The organism is Sphingobium sp. TomTYG46, from assembly GCF_055396345.1.
In genome coordinates this window covers 2,567,086-2,588,956 of record NZ_AP027324.1, presented here as the reverse complement: position 1 = coordinate 2,588,956, position 21,871 = coordinate 2,567,086, and the positions used below count along the sequence as shown (strand labels likewise).

Sequence of the window (21,871 nt, the reverse complement as noted above, 5' to 3'; positions counted from 1 at the left end):
CGGGCATCATGAAGAACTTGCCTCTCGCCCGCGCTATCGCCCTTGCCGTGCCGCTGCTGCTGCTGGGCGGCGCCTACGCTTCGCAATATGTAGGCGGTCTGCATCCGTGCGAGATGTGCTGGTGGCAACGCTATCCGCATATGGCAGCGATCCCGCTCGCGCTGATCGCCTATGCGGCGAAAGGGCGCCCCTGCATCAGTGCGCTGTTCGCGGGGCTAGCCGGGCTGGCGATCGGGATCAGCGGCGGGATCGGCCTGTTCCATGCGGGGGTCGAATATGGCTGGTGGCAGGGGCTGACCGCCTGCTCCACCTCTCCGGCGGCGGGCAACCCGGCCGACATATTGAGCCAGATCATGGCCACCCCGATCACCCGTTGCGATGTCGCCCCCTGGACACTCTTCGGCATTTCGCTCGCGGGCTTCAACGGGCTCTTGTCCGGAGCCAGCGCGCTCGCCATCTTGGCCTTGCTGATCAAGTCGAGGAAACAGGCATGAACGCGCCCAGGGAGTTCCCCCGCCCCGGCCGGAAAGTGACGGCCGATGATCGCGCGGCAATGCTGCGCGTCGATCAGGCGGGTGAGTTCGGCGCGACGCGCATTTATGCCGGGCAGCTTGCCGTCCTTGGCGATCGCCACCCCGACGCGCGCGTCATCGCGGGCATGGCGGCGCAGGAAGAACGGCATCGCAAGATATTCGACGCGATGATCGCGCGGCGCGGCGTGCGGCCGACGGTATTGCAACCGATCTGGAATGTCGCGGGCTTCGCGCTGGGCGCGGTGACCGCCACGATCGGTCCCCGCGCCGCAATGGCCTGCACTGCGGCTATCGAAACGGAGATCGACCGCCATTATGGCGAGCAGTTGGCGGAATTGGCGGGTGATGACCCGGAACTTGCCGCCACCATCACGGATTTTCAGGCGGAAGAAGTCGAACATCGCGAAACCGCGATCGCCCGTGGAGCAGAGCAGGCACCCGCCTATCCGCTGCTTTCGGGCGTCATTCGCCTGGGGTGCCGGGCTGCCATCGCGCTGTCGAAGCGGATCTGAGGAGATAAGGACGATGATGAAGACCGCGACAGCCGCCATGCTGCTGATGGCTGCGAGCACCCTGCCCGCCATTGCGCAGCAGCAGGCTGGACCCACGCAGGAGCAGGCGCCCACCGCCGCTGCCGGTACGACGGGATCGGAGCGCGTCAACCTGGTCATCGTCTATGGCGAAGACGCCTGCCCGCAAAGCGCTGGCACCGACATTGTCGTTTGCGCGCGTAAGGGGGAGGAAGAACGCTACCGCATCCCGGAACCGCTGCGCGGCGATCCCAACAAGCCGAGCAATCAGGCATGGGGCGAGCGCGTACGATCCATGGAATATGTCGGCCGCACCGGCACGGAAAGCTGCTCTGCCACTGGCCCCGGCGGCTTTACTGGTTGCTTCAACCAGCTCGCCCGGCTTGCCAAGGCGGAACGGCAGGCGGCGGACAATGCCAGCTGGAAGGACTTGGTAGCCGCAGAGCGCGCGCGGCGGCTTTCCACCATCGATGCGGACAGCAAGGCGATCGAAGCGCGAGCCGTATCGGAGGAAAAGGCGCAGGCCAGCCAACCACAGCAGACCGCGCCGCAGCCGACTACACCGACGCAGCCCTGACGGTTGCTCCGGGCGCTTGGCGTCTGGGTAAGGCTGGCGGAATTGGGCACTCCGCCGGTGGACAGGGGCGAAAAGAGGATATCACCTATGCGCTTCCCGCTTCATGCCTTCCTTGCAATGGCGGCGCTTGCACCCATAGCCTTACTCGCCCCAGCCAGGGCCGAGCCGCCACAACGCGTGTTCAATCTGATCGTCTATGGGAACGACCCCTGTCCCAAAGGCGAAGGCGACGAGATCGTCGTTTGCGCGCGCAAGCCTGAGTCCGAACGCTACCGCATACCGAAGAAATTGCGCGAAAAGCCCGCCCCGTCCGGTGGGCCGGGTTGGGGCAGTCAGGTGGCCACGATGGAAGAGGTACAGCGCCAGAATCTTCCCGGCAGCTGCTCGGCGATCGGGAGTAATGGCTTTACCGGCTGCACCGCCAAGATGCTGGAACAATGGTTTGCCGAACGGCGGATGCAGGAGTCCAAGGGCGAGCCTTGAGCTTTTGATGCTCGACGATCACCCATCCCCCTTCACCATCTGAATTTCAAATTGCGAAACTGTCCGTAGCCCGGATCAGGGCGTCGAGGATGCCGGGTTCATTATAGGCGTGCCCGGCGCCCTCGATCATCTCGAACCGCGCTTCCGGCCATGCCTTGTGCAGCGCCCAGGCGGTCTCGACAGGACAGGCCATGTCATAGCGCCCCTGAACGATCACGCCGGGAATGTCGCGGAGCTTGCCCGCATCGCGGATGAGCTGCCCTTCCTCCAGCCAACCGCGATGGACGAAATAATGATTTTCGATCCGCGCGAAGGCGAGTGCGAACGCATCATCCTCATGCGTGGCTGACAGTGCAGCGTCTGGCAGCAAACGGATGGTTTCGCCTTCCCAGACGCTCCACGCCTTGGCCGCCGCGACCTGCGCCAAACGATTTTCGCCCGTCAGGATGCGGTGATAGGCATGAAGCAAGTCGCCACGATCCGGCTCCGCTATGGGAGCAAGGAAGCGTTCCCACTTATCTGGATAGATGCGGCTGGCACCTTCCTGATAATACCAGTCGATCTCCTGTTGGCGCAGCGTGAAGATGCCGCGCAGGATCAATTCGCTGACATGGGACGGATGGCTCTGTGCATAGGCAAGCGCCAGCGCCGATCCCCAGCTGCCTCCGAAGACAAGCCATTGATCAACACCCATCAATTCCCGCAAGCGCTCTATGTCCGCCACGAGATGCCAGGTCGTATTTGCTTCCAGAGCCGCATGCGGCGTCGAACGGCCGCAACCGCGCTGGTCGAAGAGTAAAATGTCGTAGCGATCCGGATCGAACAGGCGGCGGTGATCGGGCGAGATGCCGCCTCCCGGCCCGCCGTGGAGGAAGACCGCAGGCTTTGCCCCCGGCGTGCCGACGCGCTCCCAATAGACGGAATGACCATCGCCGACGTCGAGGTGGCCGTGAGCGTAGGGGTCGATTGCAGGGTATAAAGTGCGCATGCACTCAGCCTAGGCGAGCCGATGAACGAAGGGAACCGCAGTGCGTGAGGGCGTTTGCTACAATTTGCGACAAATTCGCCTTGGCCTTGCCAAGATTTTGAGACAGTTCGCCCCTAGTGACGGACCATCAAAGGTTCGCTTTTTCCAAAAGGGGTATGTTCGTGCGCCGACCGGCTTCGCTGATGCTGTTTTTCATGATGGGCGCATCGCCCGCTGCGCTGATGGCGCAGACTTCAGCCCAGGAGCCGCCTGCGCAGATAGAGGACGGCGACGAAATCATCGTCACCGGCCAGCCGCAGCGGGGCGCGGTGCTGGGCAATATCAAGCCCGAACAGCAGCTTTCTTCCGCCGACATCCGCGCTCTGGGCGTCACATCCATTTCGGAAATGATCACCGAATTGTCGGTACAGACGAACGGGACCCCGGTCGTGCTGCTGAACGGAAAGCGCATTTCCAGCTTTTCCGAAATCCAGGACATCCCGTCCGAGGCCGTGGCGCGGGTCGATATCCTGCCGGAACAGGTCGCCCTGTCCTACGGCTATGCACCAACGCAGAAGGTGGCGAACATCGTCTTGCGCCAGCGTTTCCGGGCGGAGCTGGCCGATTTGCGAGCAGCCACGACCACCGATGGTGGGCGAGAAAGCGGGTCCGCCGAGGCAGGTCTGCTGCGCATCCGGGACGACAATCGCTTTACGTTGAACGTCAAATATAATGCCGCTGCTTCACTACTGGAAAGCGAGCGCGGGATCGAACGGACGGCGATCAGTCCGGCGTTGATCGACATCACCCGCTTTCGCACGTTAAGCCCGGCGACCGAGAGCGTGTCCGCGAACGCCACCTATGCGCGCGCGCTCGGCGGCGTATCGATGACCGTCAACGGCAGGGTGGAGCTGTCGGACAATGACTCGCTGCAAGGACTGTCTGCCGCCGCACTTGCCGCGCCGGTCGGCAACGGGCCGCTCTATACCGAATTTCTGCGCGATAACCGGCTCGACCAGCAGATTCGCGGAACGACCGGTCATCTGGGCCTCACTTTCAACGGCCTGCTCGGAAAGGGCTGGCAATGGTCCTTTACTGGCAATGGCGACGTGTCGGATACGCGCACGCGAACCGACCGATCGGCATCGACCGACCAGGCGAGCGCGCGATCGCAGACCGTGACGGGCGACCTGCTGCTGTCAGGCCCTGTCTTCGACCTGCCTGCGGGCGCCGTCACAAGCTCCGTCCGGGTGGGGGCGTCGGCCAATGGATTTGAGGGCTCGTCGATCCGCAACGGGTTCGAGCAGGACGTCGATTATGACCGGCAGATCGCAAGCGGGCAGGTCACTCTGGACTTGCCGATCACCAGCAAGGCGAGAGGCGTCCTTGGCGCGGTCGGCGATATCGGCGTCAATGTGAATGCGGCGGCGCAGGAGCTTTCGGACTTCGGCACGCTCTCCACGCTTGGTTATGGCCTCCGCTGGCGGCCGATCCCTGCGGTGCAACTGCTGGTGTCCGCGAACCAGGATCGGGCTGCGCCGACCGGCAATCAACTCAGCGATCCTGAAGTCAGGACGGAGAATGTGCCCGTCTTTGATTATCAAAGCGGCCAGACCGTCTTCGTCACGCGGGTGACGGGGGGCAACGCCCAATTGAAGGAAAGCGTGCGCGACCAGTTCCGGCTGAGCGCAACGGTGAAGCCTTTCGACAAGCCCAACCTGACCCTGACCGCGACCTACCTCAACAGCCGGACGAGTAATCCGATCGCGGCTTTCCCGGAACCTACCCCCGCGATCGAGGATGCCTTCGGTGGCCGCTTCACCCGCGTTGGCGGCGCGCTGACCGAAATCGATGCGACGCCGATCAATTATCTGCGCTCGCAAAGCGAACAGCTGCGTTGGGGCTTCGACCTCTCCTTCCCGCTGAAGTCTCGCATCCAGAAGTTGGCAGAGGCTTGGCGCGCTGCCGGTGCAAAGCCGGAAGATCGCCCCAAGGAGTTGCAGGATATGCGCGCCCTGTTCGGCAATCGAGGCGGACGCGGCGGAGAGCGTGGAGCACAGGGCGGCCAGGACGGCGCGCCACCCCCATCCGGACAGGACGGCGGAGACCGGCCGCGTGGAGAAGGCGGCTTTGGCGCCCCCGGAGGTGGCGGACGGCCGGGCGGCGGTTTTGGCGGGCCGGGCGGCATGGGCGGCGGACGTGGAGGCGGCGGCGGGCGCCTCAGCTTCAGCCTCTACCACACATGGCATTTTACCGAGAGCATCCTGATCGCGCCGGGCGTGCCGGAACTCGATCTGTTGAATGGCGATGCGACAGGATCATCGGGCGGGCAGCCACGGCATGAGGTGGAGGCGCGCGTCGGCTACACGAACAACGGGCTTGGCGCGCGGCTGAGCGTCGATTGGGAAAGCGGCACGCATGTCGATGGCGCGCTGGGCGGCACTTCCCGGCTCAATTTCGGAAGTCTGGCGACCGCTAACCTTCGGCTGTTCGCCAATCTGGGACAGATGCCTTCGCTGGTTAAGAACCACCCGTTTCTGCGCGGATCGCGGGTGTCGATCGGCATCGACAATATCTTCAATACGCGCCGCGACGTGACGGACGCGACCGGAGGCACCCCGCTGCGCTACCAGCAGGGCTATCTCGATCCGCTGGGCCGCACGATCAGCATTTCATTCCGCAAGCTGTTCTTCTGACTCTTGCCTAAAACTCTCCAATTTCCGTCCGTTATGATCTTTGAAAACAAGGGTCGGAGGAATGCATGGCAAAGCCGATACGGATCGTGGTGGTCGATGACTCGCTGACCATTCGCGCCATGATCGAGACGCTGCTGGAACGCGATTGCCGGTTCGATGTCGTGGGCATCGCCCGCAATGGCGAAGAAGCGATCGACCTCATCCGCATGGAAAAGCCCGATGTGGTGACGATGGACGTCGCCATGCCGGGCCGGGATGGGCTCAGCATCCTTGACGAGATCATGGACATCGATCCCTGCCCCGTCATCATGCTGTCCAGCCTGATGCGCGACGGAGCGCCGATCATGGCCGAAGCGCTGGACCGGGGTGCTGCGGCCTGTTTCAACAAGGCGATGATCGCGCGGGAAGCCGGACGCTTCATCGCATTGGTCAAGGATGTCGCGCGCGGCCTTGTTCAGGCCGAACAGGTAGCGATCGCCGCCTGAAACATCCGCCACGTACAACAAAAGGAGCTGTCACCCGACAGCTCCTTTTTTATGCGCCTGCGAGCGTCGCCACCCGAACCGGGTCAGGTCAGGATGCCAAGGATCGAGGCAGGGCGCAGGCAGCGGCGATGTCGATGGCGCTGGTAAATTCAACGCCCATCCGATCCTCGCGCGACCAGCGAACCACAGCGCTCACATTCTGGCTGTCACTGAACTCGATCGACAATTGGGTGCCCTGGGGCACATGCCACAGCCCCTCGATCATGGCACCGGTGGAGGAGATGTTGCGGATGCGGCCGGTATAGGCGTGACCATCGGCATGCACCGCGATCGTCCGCAGCATCGTCTTGCGCTCCGGGCGGCTGGACTGGAAACCCTCCACCAGCGCCACCGTACCGTGCGCGCGGTGCCGGGCCAGCACGTCGCTGGCAACAAGCGGGCGGCCATAGACATAGCCCTGTATATGGCTGCACCCCAGATCGCGGATCAGCGCCAGTTCGTCCTGTGTCTCCGCGCCCTCCGCCGTGGTGTCCATGCCAAGCGCCTCGGCCAGGCTGACGATTGCCTTGATGATCGCGCTGTTGCGGCTGCCGGTCATCACCGCACCGCGCACAAAGCTCTGGTCGATCTTGATCTTGTCGAAGGGCGCTTTCTTCAAATAGCCAAGCGAGGAGTAGCCTGTGCCGAAATCGTCCAGCGCCAGACGGACGCCAATCCCTTTAAGCCGGGCGAACATCGAATCCGTTCCGTCATTGTCATTCAGGAACACGCTTTCGGTGATCTCAAGCTCCAGCCGCTGGGGTGCGAGTTGGGAAGCGGCAAGCGCATTCATGACCGTGGCGGGCAATCCGGGGTTGGCGAACTGGATCGGCGAAACATTGACGGCGACGCGAATATCTTCGTCCCACTCCGAAGCGTCGCGGCAGGCGGTGCGAAGAACCCAGTCACCCATCGGGCCGATAAGCCCTGTCTCCTCGGCGATGGGCACGAAAATGGATGGCGAAATCTCGCCACGTACGGGATGGGTCCAGCGCAGCAGCGCTTCATAACCGGTGACCCTCTCCGTCCTCGAAGACACGACCGGCTGATAGACAAGGTGCAGCCCGTCCGAAGCCAGCGCGTGGCGCAGATCCTCCTCCAGCTGCCGACGCCCCTCGGCATCGGCGTGCATTTCGGACGAATAGAAGCGATGGACGCCACGCCCGTCGCCTTTTGCGGCGTAGAGCGCGAGATCGGCGTTGCGGATCAGCGCATCGGCCGTGTCGCCGTCATGCGGGCAACAGGAAATCCCGATGGACACGCCGATGACGACCGCCTTCCCCTCAATCATATAAGGTTGCGACAGCGTGTTGATGATCATCGTAGATAGTTGGGACAGCAGTGCACGATCATGTCTGCCGGGCAGCAGCACCTTGAATTCGTCACCGCCCTGCCGCCCTACAAGCCCGCGATCGCCCGCGACACGTTGGAGACGCTGGCTCACCTGCCGTAGCAGCGCGTCCCCGGCGGGGTGGCCGAGAGTATCGTTGACGGTCTTGAAGCGATCCAGATCCAGCATCAGCAGCGCGCAATCGCCCGGCTTTCCGGGCGCACCGGCCACGGCATCTTCCAGCGACCGCAGCATCTGCACGCGATTAGCAAGCCCGGTGAGCGAATCGAACTGGGCAAGACGCTTCACCTCCGCCTGGCTTCGACGCATTTCGGTAAGGTCGGTGCCGCTCCCGCGAAAGCCGTGGAACTGGCCAAATTCGTTGAACACCGGCTGTCCGGATATCGACCACCAGCGCTCGTCGCGGGTCGCCGCGGCTCGAACATGGATGTCTGAAAAGCCGGTGCGCGTCGATAAATGGAAACCGAGCGTGCGCTCGCCCCCGCCATTTTGATGATCACCCGCAGAGACAATGTCGGTGATCAACTGGCCGACAAGTTCGTCCTCCGCAATATCCAGTGTCCGCGCAAGCGTTTCCGAAAGATAAGTAAGGCAGCCCTGGCGATCGGTTTCCCAGAACCAGCCCTGCCCCGACTGCTCATATTCCTGCAACAGGCGGTCGGATCGTTGCGCGCGAAGGTCCTGTTGATGTTGGGCGATTGCCCGTTCGAAATCAGACGTTGCCTGGCGCACCGCGGCAATCATCATGACCGCGATGCAACTCACCAACAAACCCAGTTGCGCAAAGCCCGCTTCCTGAAACGCCGAAACGATCAATGTGCCCAGAAAATAACTGACGCCCAGCAACCGCCGGTCGCCGAATATCGACACGGCGATCAACGCCATCGCGACTTCTGCCGCGAGAGAAATCGACAATGGTCCTGCAAATTGCGCCGGACCCAGCAACATGCTGAAGCTCATGCTCGACAGCAGCACCATCGGCAGCATCAGCCATTTCTGCACATGCGGCCGTAGATTCTGGAATCGTTCCGCACGTGGAGCGGCGATCAGCACGCCATCTATCAGCAACATCGCCAGGAATGTGAGGAAGTGGAGAATGTTGCCAAAGGTGAACAGTGGCACATGGAGTAGCGTGATGGTGCACAGCTTGCCCAGCAGCACCAGCGGCCAGAGGCGGGCGATATGGGCGAAGGCTCCGGATATCCAGAAGGCCGACGCCTGCGTCCCGCCCTCAGCCAGGCCCAGCGCGACCGCAAGATCGGCAGGTCGATACAATGTATCGTTCAGCTTGGTACGCGACGGGGCCATATGACGTGCGTAACGCACAGATGTTGAAAGAAACTTACTCGACCGGCTGGCAAAACGTTACGGGAGAGGGAACGCCCCTCTCGCGACGCCAAACTTGCCTCAATGTTCGTTCAACAGAGGCCAAAACAGACTGAGCAGAATGAGGCATGCGGTCCCGCAGGACCGCTCACCCTGTTTCCGACTAAACGCGCATCGGCATCAGGACATAGAGCGCAGGGCTGCGATCATTTTCCCGAATGAGCGTCGGCGCTGCCGCGTCGGCGAGGTGTAGTTCGACCGTCTCGCTGTCGATCTGGCCCAGAATGTCGAGCAGATAGCGGGCGTTGAAGCCGATATCGAAGCCCTCGCCCTGAAACGCACCCGGCACTTCTTCAGCCGCCGTGCCGTTTTCGGGACTGGTGACCGACAGGGTGATCTTGTCGCGATCGAGCGTCATCTTGACCGCCCGGGTCTTTTCCGTCGCGATCGTAGCGACGCGGTCCACGCCCTCCTCGAAGCTGCGCGGGTCGATCTTGAGCAGCTTGTCGTTCGCGGTGGGAATGACGCGGCTGTAATCGGGGAAAGTGCCGTCAATCAGCTTGCTGGTCAGGATCGCGCTGCCAAGCCCGAACCGGATCTTGCTCGCCGACAGGGTGATCTGGACCGAGCCGTCGACTTCGTCGAGCAGCTTGCGCAGTTCGCCAATGCACTTGCGGGGGATGATGATGCCCGGCATGCCGTCGGCGCCATCGGGGCGCGGCACGGTGACGCGAGCGAGGCGGTGCCCGTCGGTAGCCGCTGCCTTCAGGACCGGCTGGCCATCATCCGACACATGGAAATAAATACCGTTCAGATAATAGCGCGTCTCTTCGGTCGAGATGGCAAAGCGCGTCTTGTCGATGATCTGCTTCAGCGTCTCTGCGGGCAGTTCGAAGCTGGTCGGCAGGTCGCCTTCCGCGATAACCGGGAAGTCATCGCGCGGCAGGGTCGACAGGTTGAAGCGGGCGCGGCCCGCCTGGATCAGCATCTTGCCTTCCGCCGCCTGAAGCGAAACCTGGCTGCCTTCGGGCAGCTTGCGGGCGATGTCGAACAGGGTGTGCGCCGAAATGGTCGTCGCGCCGGGCTGTTCCACCTGCGCGGACACGCTTTCGACAATCTGGAGGTCGAGATCGGTAGCCATCAGCTTGATCGCGCCATCGGCAGACGCTTCGATCAGCACGTTGGACAGGATCGGAATCGTATTGCGCCGCTCGACCACCGACTGGACGTGGCTGAGGCTCTTGAGGAGCGTGGCGCGTTCGATGGTGGCCTTCATGTCCCTGTTTGTCCGTTTCTTTTCTGCGCAAAGCCCGGATGCGGTCGAATCCGGGCGACAATGATGGATGATCCTTCATAACCACTGTTGCGGCGGCGGCAAGCACCTGCTGATCGTTTCGTGACGGCAAGGGTTGCAAAAAAGGACATGATGAGCTTTGCCAGCGTCATGAAGCACCTCTGGTTCCTGCCCCTGCTGATCGCGACGCCGACATTCGCAAGGGACTCGCTCGGCATGTTCGAGGCTTGGGGGGCGTTCCGTGACCCGGCGGCACCGCGTTGCTATGCCATCTCCAAACCCGTGAGCCGGGCTGGCAATGGTTTCGCCGCCGTTGGGAACTGGCCGCGCCAGCGCGTACGCGGACAGGTGCATTTCCGGTTGAGCCGGGTGCGGGCGGACGATTCTCCCGTGATCCTGAATGTTGGGGAGAGGCGCTTTCCGCTGGTCGCGGGACAGGCTGATGCATGGGCGCCCGACCCTCGCGCAGACGCGGCCATCATTGCGGCCATGCGATCGGCAGGCAGCATGAGCGTACAGACACGGGGCGCAAATGGGCGCGGTTTCGCGGACACCTACACCTTGCGCGGCGCCGCGACAGCGATCGACGCGGCGGCATTGGGCTGCGCACGGCTGCGGTGACCGGCGGGCGCTCGACGCTCCCTTTATAATTTTCGAAAAATCCGCTATGGGCGCTGCCATGCATTCATCCGCCAGCCCCTTGATGCCGATTCCCGGCGCTATCGACCCTGTGCCCGTCCCGCGCGCGGTGACGCCTCGCGAAGATGGGCGCACCGACCTGATGGGCCTGTCGCGCCCGCAGATCAAAAGCGCGCTGGAGGAAGCAGGGCTGGATGCCAAGCAGGCAAAGCTGCGGTCGAAACAGCTGTTCCATTGGCTCTACCATCGCGGCGAAACCGATTTCGATGCGATGACCGACCTTGCCAAGCCGATGCGCGGCTGGATGGCGGAGCGCTTCATCGTGGGGCGTCCCGAGGTCGTCGAAGCGCAGGTGTCGAGCGACGGCACCCGCAAATGGCTGCTCCGGTCGGACGACGGGCAGGATTATGAGATGGTGTTCATCCCGGACGCCGATCGCGGAACGCTCTGCGTTTCGAGCCAGGTGGGCTGCACGCTCAATTGCCGTTTCTGTCATACGGGCACCATGCGCCTCGTGCGCAACCTGACGCCGGGCGAAATTGTCGGGCAGGTCATGCTGGCCCGCGATGCGCTGGGCGAATGGCCGAAGGGCAGCATGGCGTCCGCCAATGATGACGAAGCGGACGACAGCTCGCAATATAGCCCCGACGGGCGAATGCTCACCAACATCGTGATGATGGGGATGGGCGAGCCGCTTTATAATTTCGATCATGTGCGCGACGCGCTGAAGGTCGTCATGGACGGCGATGGCCTCGCTCTGTCGAAGCGGCGGATCACCCTCTCCACCTCCGGCGTAGTGCCGATGATGGCGCGCGCGGGGGAAGAGATTGGCGTAAACCTTGCCGTGTCACTCCATGCCGTGACGAAGGACGTGCGCGACGAACTCGTGCCGCTCAACAAGAAGTTCGGGATCGAACAGCTGCTGCAAGCCTGCGCCGACTATCCGAACGCGAATAATGCGCGCCGCATCACATTCGAATATGTGATGATCAAGGACAAGAATGACAGCGACGAGGACGCGCGCGAACTGGTTCGCCTGCTGCGTCACTACAAGCTGCCTGCCAAGGTCAACCTGATCCCCTTCAACCCGTGGCCGGGCACCGACTATGAATGTTCGACGCCCGAGCGGATCAAGCGCTTTTCGGAAATCGTGTTCGAAGGCGGCATCTCCGCCCCGGTGCGCACGCCGCGCGGACGGGACATCATGGCCGCCTGCGGGCAGCTCAAGTCGGCGAGCGAGAAGAAGAGCCGGGCGGAGCTGGACCGGCTGGCGGCGGAAAAGCAGGCGGCGCTGGGGTAACCCCACGCCTCAACGCGGCGCCCCGGGCTCGCTGATCTTTTCTTCCGCGTCCCGTTCATTCTCCTCGGGCTTGAGCGGCGCCATGACCCAGAAAGTCAGCAGCGTGAAGCCGGTGAGAACCACCGCCACATCATAGGTGCCAAGCCCCGCTGCGACGCCAATCGCCCCCGTGATCCAGAGGCTTGCGGCGGTCGCGGTGCCCTTCACAGCATGTCTCTGCTGCAGGATCGCACCGCCGCCCAGAAATCCTATGCCCGCGATCACGCCTTCCAGCACACGGGCAAGCGCCGACGGATCCTGCGCCATCATTCCTTCCACCGTCTGAACAAAGCCACAGCTGGCGACAGCGACCAGCGGAAAGGTACGCAGGCCAGCGCTGCGTTCCGCTCGCTCCCGGTTCCAGCCGATAGGCAAAGCCAGGCAATAGGCGATGACGATAGGGACCAGATGCGGCAGCACCGAAAAATTGTCGCTCATCCACCCGAAACGCATAAAGGTGAATTCGGATGCGCAACGATGCAGTTAGCTGTTGCCGGGCTCTTCCAGCAGGCCGGGAATCAGCGGCAGCAATTCGCGCGCCAGAAATCCGACAGGCCCCATGGTGCGGGCAAGTTCGCGCCCTGCCCGGCCGTGCAGCCAGCTGCCCCAGGCGGCCGCCCGCAACGGGTCAGCACCGCGCGCCGCCAAACCGCCGACGATCCCGGCCAGCACATCGCCCGAACCGCCGGTGGCCAGGCCGACGCAACCACCCTCATACAACAGGCAGGCGCCATCCGGAGCCGCGACCACGCTGCGGTCGCCCTTCAGGATGACCACCGCCTGAAATTCCCGGGCCACTTGCAGCGCGATCTTCGCGGGATCGGCCGAAACGGCCTCGACGCTTTGCCCGGTCAGGATCGCCATCTCGCCATGATGGGGCGTTAGGATGATATGCCCCTCATGCCCGGCGACGGTGGATCGCAACTCGCGCGCAGTAGTCAGCGCCGCCGCATCGAGGACGATGGTGACCGGCGGATCGGTGGCGGCTAATATGGCCGCGACCAGTTCGTCCGTCTGGGCACTCACGCTCATGCCCGGTCCCAGAACCAGCGCGTCACATCGGGCGAGTTGCGGCGCCAGACGCTCAGCTGCTCCAGCGGCGATCTCGCCATTTTCCTCCGCAGGCAGCGCCGTCATCGCGGCTTCGGGAACCAGCACGCCCAACGACATGGCCGCGGAACGAACCGTCGCCATCTGCAACTTTCCAGCGCCCGCGCGTAGTGCTGCCTCGCCCGTCAGGCGGAGCGCACCGGGCACGAATTCCGCGCCACCGACGACCAACACACGGCCCCGCCCATCCTTGTCAGAGTCATGGTCGGGGACCGGCAGGGGGTGCGTCCGCAACCATGCGCTATCGAGAGTCTCTGGCTTCATCCGCGCGCTCCGGCGATGGCATCGGGTTCGCGTGTAACAGGGGTCGCCTCTTCCTCCATCGGCGCGGTCACATTGTAACGGCGCAGCACCAGCCCGCCATTGCGCCCGTGGGAAGGGTCATAAACATAGTCACTGATCGCGCAGTTCGCGACATCGCCAGCCCGATCGATCGCCAGTATTTCCGCTTCATTCAACCCTTCGATGATGTAGCGAAGGCACAACACCACGACCTGATGCGTGAAGATCATCACGCGTCGTCCGGCATAATGCAGCGATATGGTATCCATCACCGACCGCAGCCGCAGGATGACGTCGCACCAGCTTTCTCCGCCCGGCGGCCGATGATAGAATTTTCCGAGCATCTGGCGGAATTCATACTGGTCGGCCTCCAGATTGCGGATGCCCGTCGTCGTCAGCCCGTCCAAAATGCCGAATTCTTTTTCGCGCAGCCGTTCATCGAAGCAGATCGGTTCCTCGGCGGCGGCTCCGCCAACCTCGCGGAAAATCTGCGCGGTCTGAAATGCCCGCAGATAGGGGGACGACAACAGAACCTCCGGCCTGTGATCTTCCTCCTCGCTGGCGAACCAATGGCCTAACGCCTGCGCCTGCTCACGGCCCAATCCACTTAACGGAACGTCCGCATCACGCACGGACAAGGCTATACGATCGGACTGTGCTTCAGTTGCGGCGTCGCGCGCCACATTTCCGGCGCTCTGGCCATGACGTACGATGATGAGCTGGCTCGGCCAATGAAGTGACGCCACGAGTCCTGCTGCCTTTCATGCCGGTTGCTAAGACATGAAGAACGGCCGCGCTGCTGCTTTGATCCCGGCAGAACGCTGCTCATGATGAAGGCTGCGCTTGGAAAATGGTGACCCCTACGGGAGGGGTAAATTGTAAGGCAATCTATGCAATTTCAGTGCGTTAACTGCATGCTATTATGATGTTCTGTACCACTTTTGTGTCAGATAACACAGATCTTCTGGCATGCTCTTGCCTGACCGCCAAGGGCTAATTATTCCTATCGCAATCAACTGATCCTACTAGCGTTTGCCATGGCGCTGGGGCGTGCGCTGGACAAGGTGGCCTCCAGTTCGTCCGAGAAGAGAAGCGATTGTTGTCGGGCATCCTCAGCGGTAAACCGTCGGCATCCTTGCCTGATACGATTGTCTATGCACCTCATCTGCCCGCTGTAGCTGACCACTGCTACAACGTTCGAGCGGGGGTGGGCCATTCACTGCGTCGCTTGATGGTGCCGGAAATCGTCCTCAATCACGTTGATCAGTTCGTCTATATCACCCTCTTCATAGACGGCGGGTGAGCTTGGAGCTGCTCTCAAGATTTCTAGCGCCGTTTCATATGCGGGCATGAGGCCTGGATCCGAGGGCTTACCAGCGATGAAATAGGCCTTGAACTGGTCGCTCGCGCCGATGTTCACTGACGAAAGGTGGCCCATCCACTTCCGGGCCTTGTTTTTGATGTTCTCTGCCTCCGCGAGATCGAACGAGAGTGGCTCATATGCGTGGATTTGGCCATTTTTCCATGAATGCGTAAACTCAATGGCATCCACCGTGCCGCGGATAACCTTTGGTTCGAATTCGATTGCAATCCGCCGCTCGACAAGGGCTTGGTGAACCGGCCGCCACACGTCGTCATCGGTGCGGCGAGCATGGCTATGCCGGTCATAACGGGACAACATGCGATCCGCGATTCGATGGAATTCCCTATTTACGTCCTTTGCGATCCCAGTGCCGATCTCAGACCATTGCAGTGAACTGCCGTCGTGAGGCAACAAGCGCACAGCGATGGCGCGAGCGTCGCCGCTCGAGAAAAGACGCTCCGCCTCTACTTCTTTAGTGATCGGCTTCGAGGCCCGCCGAAGCGAAGCGATTGCTGCTGTGAACGCTGGACGGTCAATGTCGGGGAAGAGGTGGCGCAGCCGTTGAATTCGATCTTTGAACTCGGTCAGAAGAACCGGAGCGTCTCCTTGGTGGCTGGGCGCGAAAAAGACGAGTCCGACATTCACGAACTCACCTGTCACTATGTCATGCACATAGCGCAGAACGCTGTAGCTATAAGGCCGGCGGCTCATTTCAAGATCCGATCCAACTCAATCATGCACCCGTCGATGTTATCACGAACTAGACGGATTCTTCCTAAAATATCGGTTATAAACGCGTCATCCCGCCAACCGTTCGGGACGGCTGCGCCATAACCATCAATTTCCTCGTCAAGCAACCCCGCCCATTTTGCTCGGATAGCAGCCTGATTGATTTGCTGCCCCAGTAACTCACGGCGAAAAATATGCTTACCTGGCTCGGTGAATGAGCCCATCCCACCGAGAGTCCAAGGTTTTGGGCCAAATAAGCCGCGGGGGAATGCCAACTCGTGATCGAAGATACGGAGTTTGTCGCCGCTGACGAGGCAATTGGGGTTGCCATCCCTGCGGTCGAAGTTTTCGATAAAACCGTCAAATGCGAGTATCTCGGCGGCCGCCTGTACCATAGGAGCAGTCAGCCGGTTGGTTACCGCCCAAGCCGGCCACTGGGGCCCAACCCATTTCGAGCCGAATACCAGATTGTCGAAATCAGACACGCGGGCTCGGATTCCAGGCGGGAGGCAGTCACGCCAATCGGAAGGGATGGAAACCAAGAATGGTTCTGGGATAGGCAAGTCCAACGCTGCCGCGAGGCATGCTGCAATAACTTCTACAGCAAGGGAGTTAGTGCCCATGTCGCACGCAGAAGCAAATTTAAGGACGACATCGATCACGTCGCCGTCGTCTGCTTCTGCAGCAACAACGATAGGTTGCGTCCGTCCGCTACCAACTTCCCGGATATATTGGACGGCTTCTAAAGTTCTCAACAAACCTATTATCTCCACCCTGCTAAGGCAATGAACTCTCCAGACGAACAATCAGCGCAAAACCGCGCGTCCGGAAGTCGCTAATTCAGCCATGAAAAAATCAACTCAGCCGCTTTACGCCCTTTGTCTAGAATGTCGGGGAGAGCGCCAAAGGCAGCCGCTACAGCTGTCGCGATAGTGGCCATGATCGCGCTCGGCATTTCCTTCGCATATGGCTTCTTAGTTCGCTCGGGATCGAGATAAACCCGCGCAAACGGGATATATTTGTGCGACCCGGCTATAGTGAGAATGATCAGCAAGGCGCTCGCAGCGATGAGCAGGCGAGTGCGGATACCGTCGATTCCGCTACTATGATGCCGATGGTAAGCGGAAAGACCACTATATCCGGCTTCCTGACCCATCCGATCCGCGCTTCGCCGCCGAGCTTGCCCGCGTCAATGCGGAGGCCGAGCAGGCCGCGAATCGACAGGCCGGTCGATGGGTGCCAATACCAGGATCATTCGGCGCGCTCGCTCGCGAGTTTCGCGCCGCCCTCTCTTCCGGATGGACCCGGAAAAAGCGAAAGAAGGGCTCAAAGGCACTCTCCGCCAACACGATGTCGAATTATTTGCGCTATGTCGCGATGTTCGAGGCCGATGATTTCACATTCCGCGTCAAGACAGGCGAGGAACGCCCGGTGCGCGACATGTCAGTTGCTGGCATTCGCCCTACGCACATCTATCAATTGCGCGATGTCATGGCCGACAAGCCCGGCAAGGCGAACAATTGGCTCAACGTGCTGAAGCTGATGCTCGTTTATGCTTGCGAGCGCGACTGGAGAGCCGACAATCCCGCCGACACCATAGCGCCGCTCCCGATCGGCGAGCATGAGCCATGGCCGCGCGAAGTGCTGGCAGAAGCGCTGGAACGCGCCTCCCCCATGCTGCGCCTGGCGATCATCACCGGCCTGTGCACCGGGCAGCGAGTCAGCGACGTGATCCGCATTCGCCATAACTGGCTCAATGGTGGCATTATGGAACTGTCACAGGTCAAGACAGATGTGGACGTTGCCGTTCCAGTGCACCCTTGGTGGCGGGAGGAAATCGGCAAAATCGAGAAGAAGGCGGTCACCCTGCTGTACGACCGCTCCGGGAAGCCTTTCGCGTCCGAGGACCGCATCCAGGAGCGCATCCGTCGCCTGATGCACGACATCGGCCATGTCGATGACGAAAACCAGCTGCTCTACACCTTTCACGGGCTACGCAAGAACGCCTGCTGCTATCTTTTGGAAACAGGCCTCAGCGACACCGATGTGGGCGCAATTCTGGGCATGACCCCAGAGACGGTTCGCCACTACGGCAAGCGCGTGCGGGCGTACATGATCGCTGTCGGTGCGTCCGAAAAGATGAGCAGCGTGACCCCGTTGAAAATGGGTCGTTAGCTGCGATCAGGCCGCTAGGATTTTCGGAGCTACGACGTCGACCGGGTCGGCAGCAGGCTCGACGGCACGACGAGCGACCGTCATTTCATGCAGCAGCAAATCGCGCATGGCCTTGGGAATTCGGTCGAAAGCGGCCTTATCACGTTGACACTGCTGCAGAATCTCTGATCGCGTTATCAACATTGGCCTAACCCCTACTTGCCTTGCACCTCTTCTAATCTGACAACGTCCAGCTGTTCAAGCTCATTGAACAGCGGTGCCTCCAAACTGAGATGAGCTGCGCCGGTGCGGATCGACTTGGGCCGAGCTGATGCACGGTTCCAGTCGACCGTATAACCCCTAGCGCCCTTCCGCGTTCCGGCCTAGTAAAGCTCAGTATAAATCGACGGTGCCACGCCTTCAAAGGGGTCAAAGACTACCTTTGGATGCGATTGTCGTTCACCCTCCGGACCATGCCCCCCATCACCATCGATGATGACGCTTTCGTCGTATAGATCAGCCGTAATGCTCTTGGGATAGGGCTCAATATACACGACCTTTTTGATACCGGCAGCGATGACGTGGCGGGCACACATATGACACGGAAAGGTCGTGCAGTAGAGCGTGCCGCCTCCGATCGTCACCCCACGGCGAGCGGCCTCGGTGATAGCATTCATCTCGGCGTGGACCACCCGACCAAACTCAATCAGGTTCGATACGCGAAGATCTTTGAATTTCGTGCTGCTGGCACCGAACAAGAGCTGCTCGACGACTTCGCTGGGCGAGGATTCTTCATTCAGCTGCATGACCCCCTGAGAGGACATGAAGGTTATCAGCTCTTCGATAATCTCGTACTTTTTCACCGCATTGTAATCGCGACGCTTCGTGTGATCGCGGTTGTCAAAAACCTTGTCCTCATCCGGCCAATATGACCCGCCTCCGGCGATTGGCACCTCGTTGCAACCGGATGCCACCATAGTGTCAGCCTGGTCGACGATCACCGCTCCCACTTGGCGCGAAAGATCAGCCGAACGATAGGATTTCGCCTTGGCTTCGAACATATGAAACTCATCGAATCGGGGCGTGATGTAAGGGCTCCCGAAGAGAAGGTCTAAGAATCGCTCAACTTCGCGTTCGTAATCCCCGGACACTCTCACAAAAAAGTCCGCGAGATGGAATGTATCTCTGAGATTTTGCCCTAGCTTTTCACCTGGCCTCTGAGCGTCCAAATCAATGAGGGTTTGAGCTTCATCTTTATATTTGTCGTTCTGAGTTGAAGTGTAGGTTTTAGCTATCAGCTCACAAAGCTTGTTCTTTCGTTCGTCATGAGACGCAAACCCGGAAACTAAGATGAAATTCTCACCGTATATGCGCCGTAACTCGCGCACTTCTTCCGGGTGTTTGAGCGAGTTGACGATGTAGCAAGCCTGGTCCGCAGGCACATCGATCGGCGGCTCTTCGGTCGGCTTGCCGTCGGCCTGATCATCAGCTGCGGGGGCCGACGGTTCAATCGTCAAAAAACCGCCCCTTGCTTTTCTAATCGACGCGACGACCAAGGGGATTAGAGCGCTTCCCCTACCGATTTGTTTGCGCAGAGCGTCCCCTGCACCCATTAGCAGGCGGACCCTTTCGCCGTGCTTGGCGCTGGCGATCTTCGAAGTTAGGGCATCGTCACAGAATTCTTGGATCAGCTGACTGACCCTGATCTGTTGGCAGCGGTAGCCGAACGGGCTCATCTTTTCAGCAAATGTCTGAGCGAGCGCATGCAGATCAGTCCCTGCAGGCCCCGCCAGTCCAATCACGATCTCCGGCTTTTTGTCGTCCATTGCATGCCCCTGTTCGAAGGGCACAGCCGTAACAAAGCCGCTAACTGGGTCAAGTGCCCAGCTCCACGCGAAGCTAGGTGGGGGAACTTTTCCCCCGCCAACTGGGGGAACTCCGAACCGGAGCAATAAAAAACCCTGCAAAAACAGGGTGGTGACCCCTACGGGAATCGAACCCGTGTTTCAGCCGTGAAAGGGCCGCGTCCTAACCGCTAGACGAAGGGGCCACATGCAGAACCGCTTGGGCAGCGCTGCGAAGCGAGGGCGGCTTTAGGGGGGGAGCTTGCGGCGGTCAACCCCTTTGGGGCAGGAAAACGACCACTTCTTTCAATCGGCCCAGGCGGCATCTTCCAGATGCAGTTCAGCGGCGGGGCGACTGCCCCAATCGTCGATCTTTGCACGGCCCGCGACCCAAAGGCGACGGTCACGCGGTGCGCCGAGGATAGCTTGCCCCAACTCACTCTCCGCCTGGCGGAAGGCGATGGTCTTGATGGAGCGGCCATCGTCCCCCGCCATGACCGCGCGCAGATGGCCATTGCCGACAACATCCGCCTTAATGACGCGCATCGGTCCAGCCGCGATGAGCGGAGAGGGCCAGCCAGCGCCATAGGGGCCGCCTGCCTCGATCGCGGCCACGAAGTCCGGATTGACGCCCGCCGGGGCAAGCACGGCGTCGATCAACAGCGCGCGGTCATCGCGGGCGCGGGCGACGGCAGGGGCAAGCCTTTCGTCCAGAAAATCAGCCAGCGCGTCCAGCTTGTCAGCCGCGACGGTCAGCCCTGCCGCCATGGCGTGGCCGCCACCGGCAACCAGCAAGCCGCTGTCCTTGGCCGCCAGCACGGCGGCGCCAAGATCAACGCCGGAGATCGAACGGCCGGAGCCCTTGCCCGTACCCGCATCATCAATCGCCACGACGATCGCGGGACGCCCCGCCTTTTCCTTGATGCGTCCGGCGACGATGCCGATCACGCCGGGATGCCAGCCAGCTCCAGCGATCAGCGCCACGGCCCGGTTGCCCTGCGCCGCCAGCAGTTCCTCCGCCTCGACCTGTACCGCCGCCTCGATCACGCGACGTTCCTCGTTGAACTGGTCCAACTCGGCAGCGATGCTCGCGGCCTCGATCGGGTCTTCCGTCGTCAGCAGACGCACGCCCAGATCAGCCTTGCCTACCCGCCCGCCAGCATTGATGCGGGGACCGAGCGCAAATCCCAGATCATGGCATAATGGCGCACGGCTGAGGCGGCTGGCATCGATCAGCGCGGAGATGCCGATGTTACGGCGCTTGGCCATGACCTTGAGGCCCTGTGCAACGAAGGCGCGGTTAAGCCCCTTGAGTTGCGCCACGTCCGCCACGGTGCCGAGCGCCACGATGTCGAGCAATTCCATAAGGGCAGGCTCGGCCCGTTGCGCGAACCATCCCCGCTTGCGCAACACGCGGATAAGCGCGGCGCCCAAGAGAAATGCGACCCCCACCGCCGCCAGATGGCGATGAGCGGCTGCTTCCTCCACCTCGTCAAGCCGATTGGGGTTCACGAGCGCAAAGGCTTCGGGAAGCGCGGCGGCGCATTTATGATGATCGACCACTACGACATCGACGCCCACAGCCTTCGCCATGGCCAACGCCTCGAACGCCTGCGCGCCGCAATCGACAGTAACGATCAGCGTTGCCCCTTCCCCTGCCAGCCGCACCAGTGCCTCGCCAGACGGCCCATAGCCTTCCATCAGTCGATCGGGGATGTAGGGCCGAGCGGACAGGCCAAGATCACGCAGCAGACGGATCAGCAAGGCCGCGCTGGTTGCGCCGTCAACATCATAGTCGCCGAAGATACGGACATGCTCACCGCTCTGCACCGCATCCGCCAGCCGTTCGGCAGCGCTGTCCATGTCGCGGAACAAGCTGGGATCGGGCATGAAGTGGCGGATGGTCGGATTACGATGCGCCTCCACGGCTTCGCGCGGACAGCCACGGGCCAGCAGCAACTGCGTGACCAGGTCGTCGGGCAGATAGCCGGGTTCCCGCGCATCCGCGCCTGCGCCCCGCCAGCGCCACGGTTGTCCAAGGATAGAGCGGGATACATTCAGCGCTATGGTCATTTCTGATCCCTAAACCGGGCCGACGCCCGAGGGAAGCGGTTCACGGCCGACGGCGGA

At 61.5% G+C, this 21,871-nt stretch carries 21 protein-coding genes and 1 tRNA gene; 9 read left to right on the top strand and 13 right to left on the bottom strand.

Features of this window, described 5'->3' with window-relative positions; translation table 11 throughout:
* Window positions 1-8: 8 nt before the first annotated feature.
* The 4 genes from ACZ5YV_RS13060 to ACZ5YV_RS13045 all read left to right on the top strand — a co-directional run bounded on the left by ACZ5YV_RS13060 (window position 9) and on the right by ACZ5YV_RS13045 (window position 2,123).
* On the top strand, window positions 9-494 hold the full coding sequence (locus ACZ5YV_RS13060) for a disulfide bond formation protein B (RefSeq protein WP_464787967.1): 486 nt from the start codon (window positions 9-11) through the stop codon (window positions 492-494).
* Complete coding sequence (locus tag ACZ5YV_RS13055) at window positions 491-1,045, top strand: demethoxyubiquinone hydroxylase family protein (protein ID WP_464787966.1); 555 nt, start codon at window positions 491-493, stop codon at window positions 1,043-1,045. The genes ACZ5YV_RS13060 and ACZ5YV_RS13055 overlap by 4 nt, the downstream gene beginning before the upstream one ends.
* A 13-nt stretch (window positions 1,046-1,058) precedes the next feature.
* Window positions 1,059-1,640: a hypothetical protein gene (locus tag ACZ5YV_RS13050; protein ID WP_464787965.1), complete on the top strand. Its 582-nt coding sequence runs from the start codon at window positions 1,059-1,061 to the stop codon at window positions 1,638-1,640.
* A gap of 87 nt (window positions 1,641-1,727) precedes the next feature.
* The gene (locus ACZ5YV_RS13045) at window positions 1,728-2,123 is read left to right on the top strand and encodes a hypothetical protein (RefSeq protein WP_464787964.1); all 396 of its coding nucleotides are present in this window, start codon (window positions 1,728-1,730) and stop codon (window positions 2,121-2,123) included.
* Window positions 2,124-2,169: 46 nt separating this feature from the next.
* Here the strand turns inward: ACZ5YV_RS13045 and pip are convergent, their stop codons facing one another.
* The gene (gene pip, locus ACZ5YV_RS13040; RefSeq protein ID WP_464787963.1) at window positions 2,170-3,111 is read right to left on the bottom strand and encodes a prolyl aminopeptidase; all 942 of its coding nucleotides are present in this window, start codon (window positions 3,109-3,111) and stop codon (window positions 2,170-2,172) included.
* A gap of 155 nt (window positions 3,112-3,266) precedes the next feature.
* Between pip and ACZ5YV_RS13035 the strand changes: the two genes are divergently transcribed.
* Both ACZ5YV_RS13035 and ACZ5YV_RS13030 read left to right on the top strand, forming a co-directional pair.
* Window positions 3,267-5,786, top strand: a complete 2,520-nt coding sequence (locus tag ACZ5YV_RS13035) for a TonB-dependent receptor (protein ID WP_464787962.1) — start codon at window positions 3,267-3,269, stop codon at window positions 5,784-5,786.
* Window positions 5,787-5,851: 65 nt separating this feature from the next.
* Window positions 5,852-6,271: a response regulator gene (locus ACZ5YV_RS13030; RefSeq protein ID WP_449470863.1), complete on the top strand. Its 420-nt coding sequence runs from the start codon at window positions 5,852-5,854 to the stop codon at window positions 6,269-6,271.
* 88 nt (window positions 6,272-6,359) lie between these two features.
* Here the strand turns inward: ACZ5YV_RS13030 and ACZ5YV_RS13025 are convergent, their stop codons facing one another.
* From ACZ5YV_RS13025 to ACZ5YV_RS13015, 3 genes are all read right to left on the bottom strand, one after another.
* Entirely contained in the window at window positions 6,360-8,969 is a 2,610-nt protein-coding gene (locus ACZ5YV_RS13025; RefSeq protein WP_464789232.1) for an EAL domain-containing protein, read from the bottom strand.
* 181 nt (window positions 8,970-9,150) lie between these two features.
* Entirely contained in the window at window positions 9,151-10,263 is a 1,113-nt protein-coding gene (gene dnaN, locus ACZ5YV_RS13020; RefSeq protein WP_464787961.1) for a DNA polymerase III subunit beta, read from the bottom strand.
* Entirely contained in the window at window positions 10,260-10,433 is a 174-nt protein-coding gene (locus ACZ5YV_RS13015) for a hypothetical protein (protein WP_464787960.1), read from the bottom strand. Before ACZ5YV_RS13015 ends, dnaN begins: the two co-directional genes overlap by 4 nt.
* On the opposite strand from ACZ5YV_RS13015, the gene ACZ5YV_RS13010 reads away from it, so the two are divergent.
* Entirely contained in the window at window positions 10,432-10,902 is a 471-nt protein-coding gene (locus ACZ5YV_RS13010) for a hypothetical protein (RefSeq protein ID WP_464787959.1), read from the top strand. The genes ACZ5YV_RS13015 and ACZ5YV_RS13010 overlap by 2 nt on opposite strands.
* A gap of 58 nt (window positions 10,903-10,960) precedes the next feature.
* Window positions 10,961-12,220: a dual-specificity RNA methyltransferase RlmN gene (gene rlmN / locus ACZ5YV_RS13005; RefSeq protein WP_464787958.1), complete on the top strand. Its 1,260-nt coding sequence runs from the start codon at window positions 10,961-10,963 to the stop codon at window positions 12,218-12,220.
* 9 nt (window positions 12,221-12,229) lie between these two features.
* On the opposite strand, the gene ACZ5YV_RS13000 is transcribed toward rlmN, so the two are convergent.
* The 6 genes from ACZ5YV_RS13000 to ACZ5YV_RS12975 all read right to left on the bottom strand — a co-directional run bounded on the left by ACZ5YV_RS13000 (window position 12,230) and on the right by ACZ5YV_RS12975 (window position 16,899).
* Window positions 12,230-12,697 (bottom strand): MgtC/SapB family protein, encoded by a 468-nt coding sequence (locus ACZ5YV_RS13000; protein WP_464787957.1) that lies wholly within the window; start codon window positions 12,695-12,697, stop codon window positions 12,230-12,232.
* A 45-nt stretch (window positions 12,698-12,742) separates the two neighbouring features.
* Window positions 12,743-13,633, bottom strand: a complete 891-nt coding sequence (locus ACZ5YV_RS12995) for an NAD(P)H-hydrate dehydratase (protein WP_464787956.1) — start codon at window positions 13,631-13,633, stop codon at window positions 12,743-12,745.
* Window positions 13,630-14,397 carry a histidine phosphatase family protein gene (locus ACZ5YV_RS12990; protein WP_464787955.1) on the bottom strand — a complete coding sequence of 256 codons (768 nt, stop codon included), beginning with the start codon at window positions 14,395-14,397 and terminating at the stop codon, window positions 13,630-13,632. Before ACZ5YV_RS12990 ends, ACZ5YV_RS12995 begins: the two co-directional genes overlap by 4 nt.
* Window positions 14,398-14,867: 470 nt before the next feature.
* Window positions 14,868-15,725, bottom strand: coding sequence for a DUF3037 domain-containing protein (locus ACZ5YV_RS12985; protein WP_464787954.1), 858 nt, complete (start codon window positions 15,723-15,725; stop codon window positions 14,868-14,870).
* The gene (locus ACZ5YV_RS12980; RefSeq protein ID WP_464787953.1) at window positions 15,722-16,516 is read right to left on the bottom strand and encodes a HipA family kinase; all 795 of its coding nucleotides are present in this window, start codon (window positions 16,514-16,516) and stop codon (window positions 15,722-15,724) included. Before ACZ5YV_RS12980 ends, ACZ5YV_RS12985 begins: the two co-directional genes overlap by 4 nt.
* A gap of 62 nt (window positions 16,517-16,578) precedes the next feature.
* Entirely contained in the window at window positions 16,579-16,899 is a 321-nt protein-coding gene (locus tag ACZ5YV_RS12975) for a hypothetical protein (protein ID WP_464787952.1), read from the bottom strand.
* 194 nt (window positions 16,900-17,093) lie between these two features.
* On the opposite strand from ACZ5YV_RS12975, the gene ACZ5YV_RS12970 reads away from it, so the two are divergent.
* Window positions 17,094-17,918 (top strand): tyrosine-type recombinase/integrase, encoded by an 825-nt coding sequence (locus tag ACZ5YV_RS12970; protein ID WP_464787951.1) that lies wholly within the window; start codon window positions 17,094-17,096, stop codon window positions 17,916-17,918.
* A 362-nt stretch (window positions 17,919-18,280) separates the two neighbouring features.
* Here the strand turns inward: ACZ5YV_RS12970 and ACZ5YV_RS12965 are convergent, their stop codons facing one another.
* From ACZ5YV_RS12965 to recJ, 3 genes are all read right to left on the bottom strand, one after another.
* Window positions 18,281-19,723, bottom strand: a complete 1,443-nt coding sequence (locus ACZ5YV_RS12965; RefSeq protein WP_464787950.1) for an anti-phage dCTP deaminase — start codon at window positions 19,721-19,723, stop codon at window positions 18,281-18,283.
* 149 nt (window positions 19,724-19,872) lie between these two features.
* Window positions 19,873-19,947, bottom strand: a tRNA-Glu gene (locus ACZ5YV_RS12960).
* A 100-nt stretch (window positions 19,948-20,047) separates the two neighbouring features.
* Window positions 20,048-21,814: a single-stranded-DNA-specific exonuclease RecJ gene (gene recJ / locus ACZ5YV_RS12955; RefSeq protein ID WP_464787949.1), complete on the bottom strand. Its 1,767-nt coding sequence runs from the start codon at window positions 21,812-21,814 to the stop codon at window positions 20,048-20,050.
* Window positions 21,815-21,871 lie beyond the last annotated feature (57 nt).